The sequence below is a fragment of the Paracoccus sp. (in: a-proteobacteria) genome (assembly GCF_030538695.1).
Taxonomy (GTDB): domain Bacteria; phylum Pseudomonadota; class Alphaproteobacteria; order Rhodobacterales; family Rhodobacteraceae; genus Paracoccus.
This window is the reverse complement of record NZ_JAUNTN010000012.1, coordinates 35,621-50,375: the sequence shown is the minus strand read 5'-3', so window position 1 is coordinate 50,375 and position 14,755 is coordinate 35,621. Positions and strand designations below refer to the sequence as shown.

The 14,755-nt window shown below is 64.5% G+C and carries 18 protein-coding genes and 1 tRNA gene; 10 read left to right on the top strand and 9 right to left on the bottom strand.

Annotated features, from left to right (window positions below; genetic code table 11):
* Positions 1 to 59 precede the first annotated feature (59 nt).
* From tatB to Q4G24_RS08180, 9 genes are all read left to right on the top strand, one after another.
* Positions 60 to 491, top strand: a complete 432-nt coding sequence (gene tatB / locus Q4G24_RS08220; RefSeq protein WP_303366033.1) for a Sec-independent protein translocase protein TatB — start codon at positions 60 to 62, stop codon at positions 489 to 491.
* Positions 491 to 1,327 (top strand): twin-arginine translocase subunit TatC, encoded by an 837-nt coding sequence (gene tatC, locus Q4G24_RS08215; protein ID WP_303366032.1) that lies wholly within the window; start codon positions 491 to 493, stop codon positions 1,325 to 1,327. Before tatB ends, tatC begins: the two co-directional genes overlap by 1 nt.
* Positions 1,324 to 2,166, top strand: coding sequence for an ATP-binding protein (locus tag Q4G24_RS08210; RefSeq protein ID WP_303366031.1), 843 nt, complete (start codon positions 1,324 to 1,326; stop codon positions 2,164 to 2,166). Before tatC ends, Q4G24_RS08210 begins: the two co-directional genes overlap by 4 nt.
* A 51-nt stretch (positions 2,167 to 2,217) precedes the next feature.
* Positions 2,218 to 3,345, top strand: a complete 1,128-nt coding sequence (locus Q4G24_RS08205; RefSeq protein WP_303366030.1) for a FliM/FliN family flagellar motor switch protein — start codon at positions 2,218 to 2,220, stop codon at positions 3,343 to 3,345.
* An 89-nt stretch (positions 3,346 to 3,434) separates the two neighbouring features.
* A complete protein-coding gene (infA, locus tag Q4G24_RS08200; protein ID WP_036716789.1) occupies positions 3,435 to 3,653 on the top strand; it encodes a translation initiation factor IF-1 in 219 nt (72 codons plus the stop codon).
* A 13-nt stretch (positions 3,654 to 3,666) separates the two neighbouring features.
* Positions 3,667 to 4,245 (top strand): nucleoside triphosphate pyrophosphatase, encoded by a 579-nt coding sequence (locus Q4G24_RS08195; RefSeq protein ID WP_303366029.1) that lies wholly within the window; start codon positions 3,667 to 3,669, stop codon positions 4,243 to 4,245.
* Positions 4,242 to 5,282, top strand: a complete 1,041-nt coding sequence (locus Q4G24_RS08190) for a ribonuclease E/G (RefSeq protein ID WP_303366028.1) — start codon at positions 4,242 to 4,244, stop codon at positions 5,280 to 5,282. The genes Q4G24_RS08195 and Q4G24_RS08190 overlap by 4 nt, the downstream gene beginning before the upstream one ends.
* Entirely contained in the window at positions 5,279 to 5,443 is a 165-nt protein-coding gene (locus Q4G24_RS08185; protein WP_303366027.1) for a DNA gyrase inhibitor YacG, read from the top strand. Before Q4G24_RS08190 ends, Q4G24_RS08185 begins: the two co-directional genes overlap by 4 nt.
* Before the next feature lie 70 nt (positions 5,444 to 5,513).
* Positions 5,514 to 5,589 (top strand) — tRNA-Phe (locus Q4G24_RS08180).
* Between the two features lie 54 nt (positions 5,590 to 5,643).
* Here the strand turns inward: Q4G24_RS08180 and Q4G24_RS08175 are convergent.
* Positions 5,644 to 6,420: an alpha/beta fold hydrolase gene (locus Q4G24_RS08175; protein WP_303366026.1), complete on the bottom strand. Its 777-nt coding sequence runs from the start codon at positions 6,418 to 6,420 to the stop codon at positions 5,644 to 5,646.
* 87 nt (positions 6,421 to 6,507) lie between these two features.
* Between Q4G24_RS08175 and ade the strand changes: the two genes are divergently transcribed.
* A complete protein-coding gene (gene ade / locus Q4G24_RS08170; protein ID WP_303366025.1) occupies positions 6,508 to 8,202 on the top strand; it encodes an adenine deaminase in 1,695 nt (564 codons plus the stop codon).
* Here ade and Q4G24_RS08165 read toward each other — a convergent pair.
* The 8 genes from Q4G24_RS08165 to fabA form a co-directional block, all read right to left on the bottom strand.
* Positions 8,192 to 9,646, bottom strand: a complete 1,455-nt coding sequence (locus Q4G24_RS08165; protein ID WP_303366024.1) for a DUF6473 family protein — start codon at positions 9,644 to 9,646, stop codon at positions 8,192 to 8,194. The genes ade and Q4G24_RS08165 overlap by 11 nt on opposite strands.
* Positions 9,624 to 10,388, bottom strand: a complete 765-nt coding sequence (locus Q4G24_RS08160) for a sulfotransferase (protein ID WP_303366023.1) — start codon at positions 10,386 to 10,388, stop codon at positions 9,624 to 9,626. The genes Q4G24_RS08165 and Q4G24_RS08160 overlap by 23 nt, the downstream gene beginning before the upstream one ends.
* 59 nt (positions 10,389 to 10,447) lie before the next feature.
* Positions 10,448 to 10,735, bottom strand: a complete 288-nt coding sequence (locus tag Q4G24_RS08155) for a hypothetical protein (RefSeq protein ID WP_303366022.1) — start codon at positions 10,733 to 10,735, stop codon at positions 10,448 to 10,450.
* 52 nt (positions 10,736 to 10,787) lie between these two features.
* A complete protein-coding gene (locus tag Q4G24_RS08150; protein WP_303366021.1) occupies positions 10,788 to 11,177 on the bottom strand; it encodes a hypothetical protein in 390 nt (129 codons plus the stop codon).
* Positions 11,174 to 12,004 carry an alpha/beta fold hydrolase gene (locus Q4G24_RS08145; protein ID WP_303366020.1) on the bottom strand — a complete coding sequence of 277 codons (831 nt, stop codon included), beginning with the start codon at positions 12,002 to 12,004 and terminating at the stop codon, positions 11,174 to 11,176. The genes Q4G24_RS08150 and Q4G24_RS08145 overlap by 4 nt, the downstream gene beginning before the upstream one ends.
* Positions 12,005 to 12,053: 49 nt before the next feature.
* Positions 12,054 to 12,842 (bottom strand): enoyl-ACP reductase, encoded by a 789-nt coding sequence (locus tag Q4G24_RS08140; protein WP_303366019.1) that lies wholly within the window; start codon positions 12,840 to 12,842, stop codon positions 12,054 to 12,056.
* Positions 12,839 to 14,068, bottom strand: a complete 1,230-nt coding sequence (gene fabB / locus Q4G24_RS08135) for a beta-ketoacyl-ACP synthase I (protein ID WP_303366018.1) — start codon at positions 14,066 to 14,068, stop codon at positions 12,839 to 12,841. The genes Q4G24_RS08140 and fabB overlap by 4 nt, the downstream gene beginning before the upstream one ends.
* Positions 14,069 to 14,182: 114 nt before the next feature.
* A complete protein-coding gene (gene fabA / locus Q4G24_RS08130) occupies positions 14,183 to 14,686 on the bottom strand; it encodes a bifunctional 3-hydroxydecanoyl-ACP dehydratase/trans-2-decenoyl-ACP isomerase (RefSeq protein ID WP_303366017.1) in 504 nt (167 codons plus the stop codon).
* Positions 14,687 to 14,755 lie beyond the last annotated feature (69 nt).

Sequence of the window (14,755 nt, the reverse complement as noted above, 5' to 3'; positions counted from 1 at the left end):
GCGCTGATGCCGCGCTGCGCGATGTGACGCCTGCGGATAAAGACAAGCTGTAAGCGCCCATGTTTGACATCGGCTGGAGCGAGCTGCTGCTGATCGGCGTGGTTGCGCTGATCGTCGTCGGGCCGAAAGACCTGCCGCGCCTGTTTCACGCGCTGGGCCGCTTTACCGCGCGGGCGCGGGCCATGGCCCGAGAGTTCTCATCCGCCATGGAGGATGCTGCCAAATCCAGCGGGCTGAATGATGCCGCCGGAACGCTGCGGGATATGAAAGACCTGACCAGCAAGCGCAATCTGGGGCTGGATGCGCTGGACCGCGCTGCCGACAAGTTCGAGAAATGGGAACCCAAGGTGCCGACCGCCAAGGCCGCGACCCCGGACCCGGCGGCCCCCGAGGCGCCAGCGGCACCTTCGCAGCCGACCGAGGCCGCCGCCCCGGTTCCCGGCCAGCGCCAATTGCGTGCGGTGCGCCGCTCTGACACGAAAGACGACTGATGGCCGCAGATGAGATCGACAACAGCTCGGCTCCGCTGATCGAGCATCTGGCCGAATTGCGCACCCGCCTGATCTGGTCGGTGCTGGCTTTTGTTGTGGCAATGGTGATCTGCTATGCCTTCTGGCAGCCGGTCTATAATTTCCTGACCCAGCCGATCTGTAACGCGCTGGCGGCGCGCGGCCAAAGCTGTCAGTTGCAGATCATCAAGCTGCAAGAGGGCTTTTTCACCGCCATCAACATCAGCTTTTTCGGCGGCTTCATTCTGGCCTTTCCGATCATCGGTTTCCAGTTGTGGCGGTTCATCGCGCCGGGGCTTTACCGCAGCGAGAAACAGGCGTTCTTGCCGTTCCTGCTGGCCTCGCCGCTGATGTTCCTGCTGGGTGCCAGCTTTGCCTATTACGTCATCCTGCCGATGGCCTATAATTTCTTCCTCGGATTTCAGCAGGCCCCGGTGGTTGCGACCAGCGCCGAGGTGACGGAAACCGGGCGCATCGCGGGCATCGCATTTCAGGGGTCGATGCAGGAATATCTGGCGCTGACGACCAAGTTCATCATGGCCTTTGGCCTGTCATTTCAGTTGCCTGTCGCGCTGACGCTGCTGGGCAAGGCAGGGCTGGTGTCGTCGGACGGGCTGGCTTCGGTGCGGAAATATGCGATTCTGGGAATCATGGTTCTGGCGGCGGTGGTGACGCCCCCCGATGTCATCAGCCAGGTGGTTCTGTTTACAGTGATTTACGGGCTTTATGAGGTCTCGATTCAGCTTGTCCGCCGGATCGAGCGCAAGCGTGAGGCACGGCTGCGGGCCGAGGGTCTTTGGGTCGAGGACGAAGAATGACTGACGCGCTGATCCGTATTGCCGAGGCGCTGGAACGCATGTCGCCGCGCCCTATCCCCGCCCCCGATTTCACCGAGGCGCAGGCCTATGTCTGGCAGCCCGATCCCGACCGGCTGGAGCCGGTGGCGCGGGTGGCGCGGGTCGATCTGGCGCGGCTGGTGGGGGTGGACCGCGCGCGCGACACGCTGCTGGCCAATACGCTGCAATTCGGGCGCGGCCATGCGGCGAATAACGCGCTGCTTTGGGGGGCGCGGGGGATGGGGAAATCCTCGCTGGTCAAGGCCGTTCACGCCGCCGCGCTGGCCGAGGGCCTGCCCGTCGTTCTGGTCGAAATCGCGCGTGAGGATCTGGACAGCGTGGGCCGTCTGCTGGCGGTTTTGGGGCGTTCGGATCAGCGATTTATCCTGTTCGCGGATGACTTGTCCTTCAGCCATGATGATGCGCAGTATAAGTCGCTGAAGGCCGTTCTGGACGGCGGGATTTCCGGGCGGCCTGAAAATGTGGTGCTTTACGCAACCTCGAATCGCCGCCACCTGATGCCGCGTGACATGATCGAGAACGAACGCTCGACGGCGATCAACCCGGCCGAGGCGGTTGAGGAAAAAGTTTCACTCTCGGATCGTTTCGGGCTTTGGTTGGGGTTCCATCCCTGCTCGCAGGACGAATACCTGGCGATGATCCGCGGCTATTGCGATGCTTATGGCATTGAAATTGATGATGAAACCCTGCGTGCCGAGGCAATCGAATGGCAGGCCACGCGCGGTTCCCGCTCGGGCCGGGTGGCGTGGCAATTCGTGACCGACCTTGCCGGACGGCGCGGGATTTCTTTGGCCGGGTAAACGGTTTCTCAACCTTTCTTTGCCAGATTGCCCAAAGCAAAGGGCGATTCGATGGCGATGACGGAACGGAAAACTCACAATACAGGTGTGCTGGCGGCAATGATTGATGCCCGCGATGCCGCGCGGGCGCAGTCCCGGCTGGCGGCTGGCGGGCCGCCAGCGCCGCGCCCGGCCCCGCCGCGCAACCCCGAACGTGCGGCGGCGGAAGCGGTGGCAAAGGCGGCGCACAAGGCGTCCCGATTGCCGGTTTTTGTCGAAAGTGTGGTGCTGGATACCGTGGCACCATCCGAATTACCGGAACTGATTCCTGAACGGTCGCTGTTGGGGGCGTTGCAGTCCGGCTCGGATGCGGTTGGGGCAATGGCGATTTGCCCGGCGGTGGTCGCCTCGGTGATCGAGATGCAGGCTATGGGCAAGGTCACGACCCGCCCCCCGGAACCGCGCCGCGCGACCCGCACCGATGCGGCATTATGTTCGGATTTCGTCTCGCGTCTGCTGCTGGAACTGGGGTTTGCCTTTCAGGATCTGTCTGCCGTGACGGGGTTTCAGGGCTGGCATTACGCCAGCTATGTCGATGATCCGCGCCCCCTGTCCCTGATGCTGGAGGAGGGGGCCTATCAAAGCCTGCATCTGAAGCTGCGCTTGGGCGGTGGTGGCCAGCGTGACGGCTCGATCCTGCTGGTTATTCCGCAGGGGCGTGAGGTGGCGGGGGCGGTCCTCGCTTTGCCGCGGGAAGGGGCCGTGGCGGAGGAGGTGCCGGAACTGCGCCCCAATCTGCGCGATGTGGCACAGCAAGCGCCGGTGCCGCTGCGGGCGATTCTGGCCCGGCGGCAGATGAGTCTGGGCGAATTGCGGCGGCTGACGCCCGGTTCGACCATCTCGCTGACGCCCGGTGCGGTCGAGAATGTGCGTCTTGAAACCGGCACGGGGCAGCTTCTGGCGCTGGCCCGGCTGGGTGAAATCGAGGGCTGCCATGCGCTGCGCCTGCGCCCTGAAACGGCGGTTCTGTCGCCGCAAAGGGATGATGCGCCGCCGGTCGCTGCGGCCGGGCCTGCCGCTTCTGAACCCGAAGATCTGGCCCCGCTGCCCGAGCCGCCGATCAACGATCTGGACCTGCCCGATGCCTTCCGCGCAGGTGACATGGCTGCCCCGCTCGCGCTGGATTTGGGGGTGGGATAAGGCGAATCGTGGTCGGGGCTTGAAAATATGCGGGATTGGGCGCATATCGGCGCGGTTCGCAATCCGCGAATGAAACAACTGGAGTGACCATGGCCAAGGAAGAAATGCTCGAATTTCCCGGCGTCGTAAAGGAACTCCTGCCGAATGCGACGTTCAAGGTCGAGCTGGAAAACGGCCATGAGATCATCGCACATATGGCAGGCAAGATGCGTAAGAACCGCATCCGTGTTCTGGCCGGCGACAAGGTTCAGGTGGAAATGAACACCTATGATCTGACCAAGGGGCGGATCAATTACCGCTTCAAATAAGACCGGGGCGGCGATGTCCCGGCCCGCTCTTGTTCTGGCTTCGGCCAGCCCGCGTCGGCGTGAGTTGCTGGCGCAGATCGGCTATGCGCCGGATCGTATCACCCCTGCCGATATTGACGAAACCCCGCGCAAGGGCGAATTGCCGCGCCCCTATGCGGCTCGCATGGCCGAAGAAAAGGCCCGTGCCATCCCCCGCGCCGCCGGGGAGGTGGTTCTTGCGGGCGATACGGTCGTTGCGCTTGGGCGCCGTATCCTTGGCAAACCTGCCGACCGGGACGAGGCCGGGCGCTTTCTGCGGCTGATGTCGGGGCGGCGACATCAGGTGCTGACCTCGGTCGCGGTGCTGGATGACAATGCGCTGCGGCTGCGTGTGGTGGGTTCGACCGTGCGTTTCGCACAGTTGCGGGACGCGCAGATCGACGCTTATCTGGACAGCGGCGAATGGCAGGGCAAGGCTGGGGCCTATGGGATTCAGGGGGCTGCCGCCGTGTTTATCCCGTGGATCAGCGGTTCGTTTACCGCGATTGTCGGCCTGCCTCTGGCTGAAACCGCCACGCTTCTGGCCGCCGCCGGGCTGAAAGGAACACCATGAAACAGGTCGTCATCGGAGACTGGCGCGGCCATCCGGCTGCGGCGCTGTTTCAGGATCGCCAGTTGATCGAGTTGGAAATCTCGCCCGCGGCGGTGGCACCGCTGCCGCCGGGAACCGTGTGCCGCGCGGTGGTGGACCGGCTGGTGAAAGGGCAGGGCGGCGTCTTTCTGCGCTTGCCCGAGGGGCAGAGTGGGTTTTTGCGCACCAAATCCGGCTTGCGTCAGGGGCAAGTGTTGCTGGTGCAGGTGTCGGGCATTGCCGAGGATGGCAAGGCCGTCCCTGTCAGCGACCGGATTTTGCTGCGCGGGCGGTTGGGGATCGTCAGCATCGGCGCGCCGGGGGTGAATGTCTCGCGCAGCATCAAAGATCCCGAACTGCGGGACGAGCTGACCGGGGCGCTGCGCCCGCTGTTGGCCGAGGGTGATCCCGGCATCATCATCCGCAGTGCTGCCGCCGGGGCGGGGTCAGAGGCGCTGACCGAAGAACTGGTCCCGCTGCTGGAACTGGCCCGCCAGCTTGCCGCTGATCTGTCGGGCGGTCCCGAAACCCTGCTGGATGCGCCCGAGCCTGCGGAAACCGCGTGGCAGGACTGGTCCGACCCGGCCCCTGATCTGTTCGAAGATGGTCCGCAAGCCTTTGAACAGACGGGTGCGCTGGATGCAATCGACGCGCTTCTGGACCCGCGCCTTGATCTTGGGCAGGGGGCCTTTGCCTATATCGAACCGACCCGTGCCGCGATCTGCGTCGATGTGAACACCGGCAGCGATACCTCGCCCGCTGCGGCGCTAAAGGCCAATATCGCGCTGGCCCGCGACCTGCCGCGCCAGTTGCGGTTGCGCGGGCTTGGCGGGCAGGTGGTGATTGATTTCGCCCCGGTGTCCAAGCGCGACCGCGGCACCATCGAACAGGTGATCCGCTCGGCCGCCCGCCCCGAAGGTGGCGCGCTGACAGTGGTCGGCTGGACGGCGATGGGCTTGTTCGAGATGACCCGCAAGCGTGACCGCGTGCCGCTGACGCGACTGGCGGGCCGGGGATGAGCCGCCAGACGAACTGCCCGGTTTGCAACAAGCCGACCGCGCCGGAATACCGCCCGTTTTGCAGCAAACGCTGTGCCGATGTGGACCTTGCCCGCTGGTTGCGCGGCGATTACGTCATTCCGGGCGAGGCCGTGCAGCCGACCGCCCCGGATGAGGAATAATTTTCCAGAACAGGGCTGGACAGGCCCGCCGCCTTGGGCTAATCAGCCCTCCACGGTCGCAAGACCAGATGCCCGGATAGCTCAGTTGGTAGAGCAGCGGATTGAAAATCCGCGTGTCGGTGGTTCGAATCCGCCTCCGGGCACCATCACTCCCGATTTTCGAATGTTTTGAGCTGATCCCTGCGATTGGCCGATCTTGCTTAGCGCAGGCTGACCAAAAAGGCGCAGATTGCCTCGATCAGCAGGTCGGGGGATTCGCGGTGCGGGACATGGCCGGTTCGGGGCAGGATTTGCAGCCGGCCATGGGTCAGTTCCGCGATCATCTGTGGCTGGCGAGACGAGGCGTATTCATCGTTTTCACCATGCAGCGCCAGTGTGGGGCAGGTGACGCGGGGCAATACGTCGCGCAGGGACCAATCCGCGAAAGCCGGGTCCGGCCAGATTTCGGTCCAGGCATCCAGCACCCAGCGGGCCTTGTCGCCGTGATACCGTTCCAACTGCGCCAGTGCGGCGGGTGAGGCGAACAGTTTGCGGGCGGTCAGGACGCCCTCGCGGGTGCAATCCTCGACCATCGCCTGCGCGGCAATGGTTATCAGCGCCGCCACATGGTCAGGATGCTGTGCGGCCGTTTCCACCGCCATGCCGCCGCCAACGCTGTGACCGCAGATCACGAAACGATCCAGCGCCAGCGCCTCGGTCAGTGCGGGGATAGTGCTGCGGGCCTCGGCGGCGATGAAGTCCAGCGCCGGGCGATCTTGCAGCGGGGTCGATTGGCCAAAGCCAAGCCGGTCATAAGCCAGCACCCGCCGCTCTGTCGCCTGTGCAAGTCGCGCGGGAAAGTCGCGCCACAAGGCGACCGCACCCAGCGAATCATGCAGCAGCAGAACCGGCGGCAGATCGTCCCGGCCCGGCCAGTCGCGCAGAAAGACGGTGCCGCCGGGAACGGCAATCTGGTGGTCGGAAAAAGGCAGGGTCATGCGGTCATCCTTTGGCTGGCGGCATGATTGCCGTTGCTGCCGGGGGGCGCAAGCCGCTATGCTCGGCCAACAGCACAGCGGGGCATCATGGACGATCTGGCACGCCGTATTGCGCAGGGGCGGGGGGATGCGCCCGCTGATCTGGTCCTGCGCGGCGGGCAGGTGTTCGATGTCGTCACCGGGGCGCTGATCCCCGGCGATGTGGCGATTTGCGGGGAAACTATCGTCGGTATCGGTGCGGATTATGATGCCGCGCGGGTGATTGATGTCAGCGGCCTGATGCTGGTGCCGGGCTTTATCGACACGCATCTGCATGTCGAAAGCAGCCTTGTCACCCCGCTGGAGTTCGATCGCTGCGTGACCCCGCATGGCGTGACCACCGCGATTTGTGATCCGCATGAAATCGCCAATGTGATCGGTGTGAACGGTATCCGCTGGTTTCAGGATGCCAGCCGTCTGACGCTGATGGACCTGCGGGTGCAACTGTCGTCATGCGTGCCTTCGACCCATATGGAGACCGCCGGGGCGCGGATCGAGACCGCCGATCTGGCCCCGCTGATGGGACATGCCAGCGGTATCGGGCTGGCCGAGATGATGAACTATCCCGGCGTGATTGCCCGCGATCCGGCGTTGATGGCCAAGCTGCGGCTGTTCGCGGGCGGCCATATCGACGGCCATGCGCCGCAGCTTTCGGGGTGTGATCTGAACGCCTATATTGCCGCCGGTATCCGCACCGAGCATGAAGCGACGACGGCGGATGAGGCCCGCGAGAAGCTGGCCAAGGGGTTGCGGGTGCTGATCCGTGAAGGCTCGGTGTCCAAGGATCTGGCGGCGCTTGCCCCGGTGCTGACGGATGCGGCCTCGGCCTATATCTGTCTTTGCACCGACGACCGGAACCCGCTGGACATTGCCGAGGAAGGCCATCTCGATCACATGATCCGCAGCCTGATCGCACGGGGCTGTTCGCCGCTGGCGGCCTATCGCGCGGCCTCGCTGTCGGCGGCTGAGGCGTTCGGGCTTAAGGATCGTGGCCAGATTGCGCCGGGTAAGCGGGCCGATATTGTTGCGGTTGATGCGCTGGAAAGCTGCCGCCCGGCGCTGGTGATCTGCGCAGGCCGGGTGGCGGATGCGGCGGCTTTCGCGGCGCGGGGGGCGCTGGCGCCGGTGGGGCGGGCCTCGGTCAAGGCACCGCAGGTGGTGGCGGCGGATTTCCGGGCGGGTGGCAACTGCGTGGACACCGATGTGATCGGCATTATCGAAGGCAAGATCATCACGGAACACCTGCGCATCGACATCCCGCCCGAGGATGGCGACAAGCGCCCCGATCCTGCCCGTGACCTGATCCGCATTGCGGTGATCGAGCGGCACGGCAAGAACGGCAATATCGCCACGGGTTTCGTGCGCGGCTTTGGGTTGCAGGCGGGGGCGATTGCCTCGACCGTTTGCCATGACCACCACAATATTGTCGCCGTGGGGGCGGATTACGCGGATATGGCACTGGCCGCGAACCGGCTGTCGGAAATCGAGGGCGGCTTTGTCGTGGTGCGGGACGGCAAGGTGCTGGCGGAGCTGCCGCTGCCAGTTGCGGGCCTGATGAGCCTTGAGCCGTTCGAAACCGTGCGTGACCGTCTGCATGATCTGCGGGCGGCGGCGGCTTCGCTTGGGGTGGTGCTGGCCGAACCGTTCCTGCAACTGGCTTTTCTGGCGCTGCCGGTGATCCCGGCGCTGAAGATCACCGATTGCGGCATGGTCGATGTGACCCGGTTCGAGATTATCCCCTGACCCACAAGCGCCGCGTCAGCAGGTCGTGATAGGCGCGGCTGACCGGATGCGCCGCCAGCCAGCCAGGCGCGGGCGCGTCCGGCGCAGGCTGGCCCGAGGGCGCGCTGTCGTGCTGTGTCAGCCGGTCGCCCTCCAGCCGCAGATCGGTGAGCGGCAGGGCGGGCAGGGCCTCTGCCAGCCGGGCGGCATCGGCCATGATCCGCGCGTAGGGGGCAAGCATCGGGTCCAGCAGGTCGGGTTCCATATCGGCCAACGCATCCAGCGCCTCGGTAAAGCCGGGCTGGTCACGCTCCTCGGCAAACGGTGTCAGGGTCAGCCATGTCAGCGGCGGGCAGATGATCAGCCGGGGGGCCAGCGCCCCGCGCCGCATGAGCCACGAGGCAAAACCCTTGCCGATTTCCGCCGCCGCCTCGAAGCTGATCTGGCAATCGCGCTGCCCGTCCAGCGTGGCATAGGGCAGCCGCCGGATTTGCGCCGTAACCGGAGCGGTCAGGCGCAGCGCGGGTGCGGGCAACAGCGGCATCAACCCCTGCGGCAGCAGTTGCGCATTGGTCAGAGGTCGCGGCACGGGACGCACCGGCAGGCCAAAGCGGCTGTGCAGCCGTTCCGCAACGGCCTCGGCGGCCTGATGGTGCATCTCTTGCGAGGGGTAGTAATGGTTCATCCCGTCGCGGCCAAAACTGGGCATGGTTACATCTGCGCCGCCGCCCATCGCTTCGGGCAGGTCGGTGTCGCTTTGCACGATCAGCAGGTCGTCAAACGCTGCCGCCACGGCGGCCAGTGTCGGGCCATCGACAAGGCCGGGAAAGCCCCCCAACTGATCCTCGCCCCGCGCATCGGTGGTCGGCTGTTTCGCTTCGGGCGGGGTGGATGAGAAATAGAACAGCAGCTTGGGCACGGTAATCGCCTGCGCCAGCGTGGTCATTTCGGTGATATACAGGGCGCGGGTGCGGACCAGCACGGCCTCGGCCACGCTGGCAGAAATGCGGCGCTGAATGGTCTGGATCAGCCGCGTGGGCTGCGGCCAGCCATCGGCCAGTTCCAGCAGTTGCGGGGCATAGCGGGTGCGGAACCGCGCCACGGTGCGGGCCGCGCGGCGGATCAGGAATCGCGCCGAGGGGCATTGCACCACCGCCACCTGCGCCTTGTTGACCTCTGCCATGATGGCCGGGTGCTGGTGGAAAAAGGCCGGCGGCTTGCCGCCTGCACCGATGTTCAGCGTGGGTATCCCGTATTCATCCCCCAACAGCCGGGGCCAAGGCCGCGCCGCAAACCGCCCGAACGTATGGGCCGAGCCGATCGCCGCAACGACCGGCACCCGGTTGTCGGTTGTGACCCGCCGCGCTGGAAAACCAAGCGAGGTGCTGATTTCATAGTCGATCAGGCTGTCGTCTTGCGTCTCATAAAAGGCCGAATGGCGGTCAGGAACCGGGTTTTTCTGCATTGGCCAAGACCTCCTGCATCCCGGTGTCGTTCAGCGCCGCAACCATCTCGTCATAGTTCTGAACCATATCGGCCAGTCGCGTATCGGGCCGGGTTTGGGGCAGATACTCCGAACGCAGCTTGTCCGCGTCCGCGTCTGATCCCAGAAAGGTCAGCATCCGGTGCAGGGTTTGGGGGGCAGACAGATCTGCGTAATCCACCTGCATCACCTGACCGGCATCGGGGTTTTGGGCCAGCCGGGTGCAGCGATTGATAAAGTTTTGTTGCCGGCCGGCGAACTCGGCAAACTCTGCGGCGTCGAAATGCACCCGGCGATCCTCGACCGGGATTGCATCGGCCTGCGCCTTGCGGCGGGTATAATGTCCGCTTTCCCGCGCCCGCAACAGCGACAGATAGCGGCGCAGGATGTTGCGATGCAGCATGATCTTGCGCCAGTCGGGTGATGCGACCAGCCTGCCCCATAGTCCAAGCGGCAGCAGCCGGGCGGGGAACTCTTTGAACCCCATGATCGGGGTGGCGGTCGCCTTGGTCAACCGGTCCAGAAAGCCCATCGGGTCAGCATTGCGCTGCGCCACCTGCTGCGGTGCAAGGTTCAGCGTGTGCAGAATATCCTTGGGCAGCTCGATCCGCTGATCCTTGAAAACCTCGCCATAGCAAGTGATGTCCGGGGCGCTGTCCAGCAGCGATGACAGGTGATAAGACCCGCTGCGCGGCATCGTCAGGATCAGGAATTGCGTTGTCATGGGCGGCCCTTTGCTTCGCAGGCAAAGTAACCGCCCATGCGCGGCGTCACAAGTTGCGATCACATATGTTGCAGCATCCAGCCGCCGCCAAGCAGCGCGGTCATGGTCGCCAGAAACAGCAGCCAATGCAGCGCCGTGGTTGCGCCGGTGCTACCGCTGCCCTCTTTGCGGGCGCAAAGGGCGCATTGCGTTTCGCTGGTCGGGATACTGGTTCCGCAATCGCGGCAGGTGCTGGTGGCGGGCGTGACCGGCTGCGCCGGCATCTGCACCTGCCCGGCGGCTGCCGGGGTCATGCCAAAGGGCGGAACCGGATGCGCGACATCCGGGCGAAAGTTCTGAGGTTTCATAGGTTTGTCCTGAGTTTGATCCGTCACATGCCCGGCAAGCCGGGCGCTTGCGTCAGACGTTCAGGGGCGGGCCTCGTGTCAGCGGTCGCACAAAGGCCAGAGGCCCGGCGCGCGGTTGCAATGGCAGAGCCGCCACACGGCGCGGGGCCGGGCTTTGCTGTATCGGAACAGGCCAGTCAGGCAGGATTGCCGGGCCGCTGTCCCCGTCCCAGCGGGCAAGGGAAAGGCGCAGGTTCAGGCTGCGGGCTTCGATGGCCTTCTGGCCAAGCTCAAGAACCGAGATACTGGAATGTGACGGCGCGGGCGTGAAATCCGGTCGTGGTCCCAGCATGGCCGCGCCAAGCAGGATCCAGACGGTAATCAGCAGTCGCAGCGTCAGTTTCAAAGCGGGGTCCAGCTTATACTTTCCAGTCAGGTTGCCATTGTCGCGCAGGCGGGTCAATTGGCCCGGATTGCTGTTAGCCAGTCGCGGATCGCCGCCAGTGACTCGGCCTCGTCGAGCCAGGGGATATGCGCCCGGCCCGGCACCTCGGCCAAGATCAGATCGGGGCGGCGACGGGCCATTTCCTGCGCGGCCTCGGGCGCGAGCAGGTCCGAGTTCGCCCCCCGGATCAACGCGACCGGCATCCCGGCGGTGGCGTCCCACAGGGGCCAAAGGTCGGGCACCTCACCATCAAAAGCCGCGATAAACGCATCGCGCAGCGCCGGGTCATAGTTGATCCTGACCCCTTCGGGCGTCTGCACGAAATGGCGGCGGGCGTCCTCCAGCCAGCGGCCCTCTGGCACATTGCTGAAACCGGGGTTCGCAGCGGCCATCCGTTGCGCCACCTCCTCCAGCGTCCGGCCCGAGGGGGTGCGCCCGATATAGTCGAAAATCCGCACCAGCCCGTCACGCTGGATTACCGGGCCGACATCGTTCAGGCACAGACCCGACATCCGGTCCCGCGCGGTCGCCGCCATGAACAACCCGATCAGCCCGCCCCGAGAGGTTCCAAGCACCGCCACCCGGTCCAGCCCAAGATGATCCAGCAGGTTCACCACATCGCGGGCCTCTCGCGGGACGGTATAGGTCGCGCCGCCGGTGTGTTCCGACTGGCCGCGCCCGCGATAATCCATGCGGATCAGCCGCACGCCCTCCAGATGCGGCGCAAGATAGTCGAAATCGGCCATGGTTCGGGTCAGCCCGGCAAGGCACAGAACCGGCAAGCCCGCGCCCTGATCGTCATAAGCGATCCGCGCCCCGTCATCTGCATTGAAGAAGCGTGCCATCTTTTGTCCCTAAATATCCCGGGGTCCGGGGCAGAGCCCCGGTCCTGCGTTACAGGTTCTCGCTCTGTGGCATCCCAAGGACGTGATAGCCGCCGTCCACCATCACCACCTCGCCGGTGGTGCAGGCGCCCCAGTCGCTGGTCAACCAGACGGCCGTGCCGCCGATGGCCTCCAGCGTGGCATTGGCGCGCAGCGGCGCGTTCGCCTCGGTATGGCGAAAGGTCTTGCGTGCGCCGCCGATGGCTGCCCCGGCAAGGGTTTTCATCGGCCCCGGCGAAATCGCGTTCACGCGGATCCCGTCCGGGCCAAGATCATTGGCCAGATAACGCACCGCCGATTCCAGCGCCGCCTTGGCCACGCCCATGACGTTATAGAACGGCGTCACCCGGTTCGAGCCGCCATAGGTCAGGGTCAGGATCGAGCCGCCTTCTGCCATCAGCGGGTGCGCACGGCGGGCAACCTCGATCAGGGAATAGCAGGAAATCTCAAGGCTGTGTTTGAAGTTCGTGCGGCTGGTGTCCATGAACCGGCCGGTCAGCTCGTCCTTGTTGCTGAAAGCGATGGCGTGAACGACGAAATCCAGCCGCCCCCAGCGTTCCTTGATCGCGCCGAAAGCCGCATCCAGCGATGCATCATCGGTCACATCCACATCCAGAAGGAAATCCGACCCGGCAGCGGCGGCCAGCGGTTCGACCCGTTTGCCGAAAGCCTCGCCCTGATAGGAAAAGGCCAGTTCCGCGCCCTGATCGGCCAGCGCCTTGGCAATACCCCAGGCGATCGAGCGGTCATTCGCCACCCCCATCACCAGGCCACGTTTACCTTTTAACAACATCTTCAACCCCGGTATTTTGACATGACCAGCGAAGCATTGGTCCCGCCAAAGCCAAAGCTGTTCGACATGATCGAATCGAACTCGACGCCATCGACGCGGCTGGTCGCAATTTCTTCGGGCTTCAGGTCGGGGTCCAGTTCGGTGACATTGGCCGATGCGGCAATGAAACCGTTTTCCATCATCAGCAGCGAATAAATCGCCTCATGCACGCCGGTCGCGCCAAGGCTGTGGCCGGTCAGCGATTTGGTCGAGGCGATGGGCGGCGTCGCGCCTTCGCCAAAGATGCGGCGGATGGCCTGAACCTCGCCCAAGTCACCCACCGGGGTCGAGGTGCCATGCGCGTTGATATAGCTGATCGCCCGACCTTCGGGCAGGGTGTCCAGCGCCAGACGCATCGCGCGTTCGCCGCCCTCGCCCGAGGGCGCAACCATGTCGTAACCGTCCGAGGTCGCGCCATAGCCGGTCACTTCGGCATAGATTTTCGCGCCACGCGCCAGCGCGTGCGACAGTTCCTCCAGCACGACGACCCCGCCGCCGCCTGCGATCACGAACCCGTCGCGGGTTGTGTCATAGGGGCGCGATGCGGTTTCCGGCGTGTCGTTGTATTTCGACGACATGGCGCCCATGGCATCGAACAGGCAGGAAAGGGTCCAGTCCAGTTCCTCGCCGCCGCCGGCGAATACGATGTCCTGCTTGCCCATCTGGATCTGTTCCACGCCATTGCCGATGCAATGGGCGCTGGTCGAACAGGCCGAGGTGATGGAATAGTTCACGCCCTTGATCTTGAACGGCGTGGCCAGACAGGCGCTGTTGGTCGAGGACATGCAGCGCGTCACCATAAACGGCCCCATGCGTTTCGGCGCACCCTTTTCAATCACGATCTGATGCGCGTTGAAAAAGTTGCTGGTGGACGGCCCGCCCGACCCCATGATCAGCCCGGTGCGCGGGTTGGACACGTCGGTTCCGTCAAGCCCGCTGTCCTTGATCGCCTGTTCCATGGCGATGAAATTATAGGCTGCGCCCGGTCCCATGAAGCGCAGGTCGCGCTTGTCGATGTGGTCTTCCAGCACGATCTGCGGCATTCCGTGAACCTGACTGCGGAAGCCTTTTTCGGCATATTCCGGGGCAAAAACGATGCCCGAGCGCCCCGCGCGCAGGCTTTCCGTGACCTCGGCAGCATTATTGCCGATGGGCGAGACGACCCCCAACCCGGTGATGACAACGCGACGCATGGCAGTTTCCTTTGCCTGAGTTTGCCCCTTTAGGGCCTGTTCGAAAGTTAGTGGCAGGGCGGGTTTGGCACAAGTCTGATGCGCAATCCGGCCCCTTATGCCCGGCGGCAGGTGTCAGCTTTCCGACAGCGCCACTTTCATGTCCTTGACCTGATAGATCACCTCGCCATCGGCTTCGACGATGCCATCGGCCACACCCATGGTCAGGCGGCGGGTCTGCACGGCCTTGGTGAAATCCACCTTATAGGTCAGCATCTTGCGGTCGGGGCGGACCATGCCGGTCAGCTTGACCTCGCCCACGCCAAGCGCATAGCCGCGCCCGGTCCAGCCGCGCCAGCCAAGGTTGAACCCGGTCAGTTGCCACAGCCCGTCAAGGCCAAGACAGCCGGGCATGATCGGGTTGCCGGGGAAATGGCAGGGAAAGAACCACAGGTCCGGGTTGATGTCGAATTCGGCCACGACATGCCCCTTGCCGTGCAGCCCGCCATCCTGCGAAATATCGGTGATGCGGTCCATCATCAGCATCGGCGGTTCGGGCAGTTGCGCATTGCCGGGGCCGAACAGTTCGCCACGGGCGCAGGCCAGCAGATCGTCACGGTTAAAGGAAGTCTTGGTCATGGCGGTCATGGCTTGGCCTGCTTTGTCCTTCGGGGCAGAGACCGGCGCTCTGCCAAATGTGATGTTGAC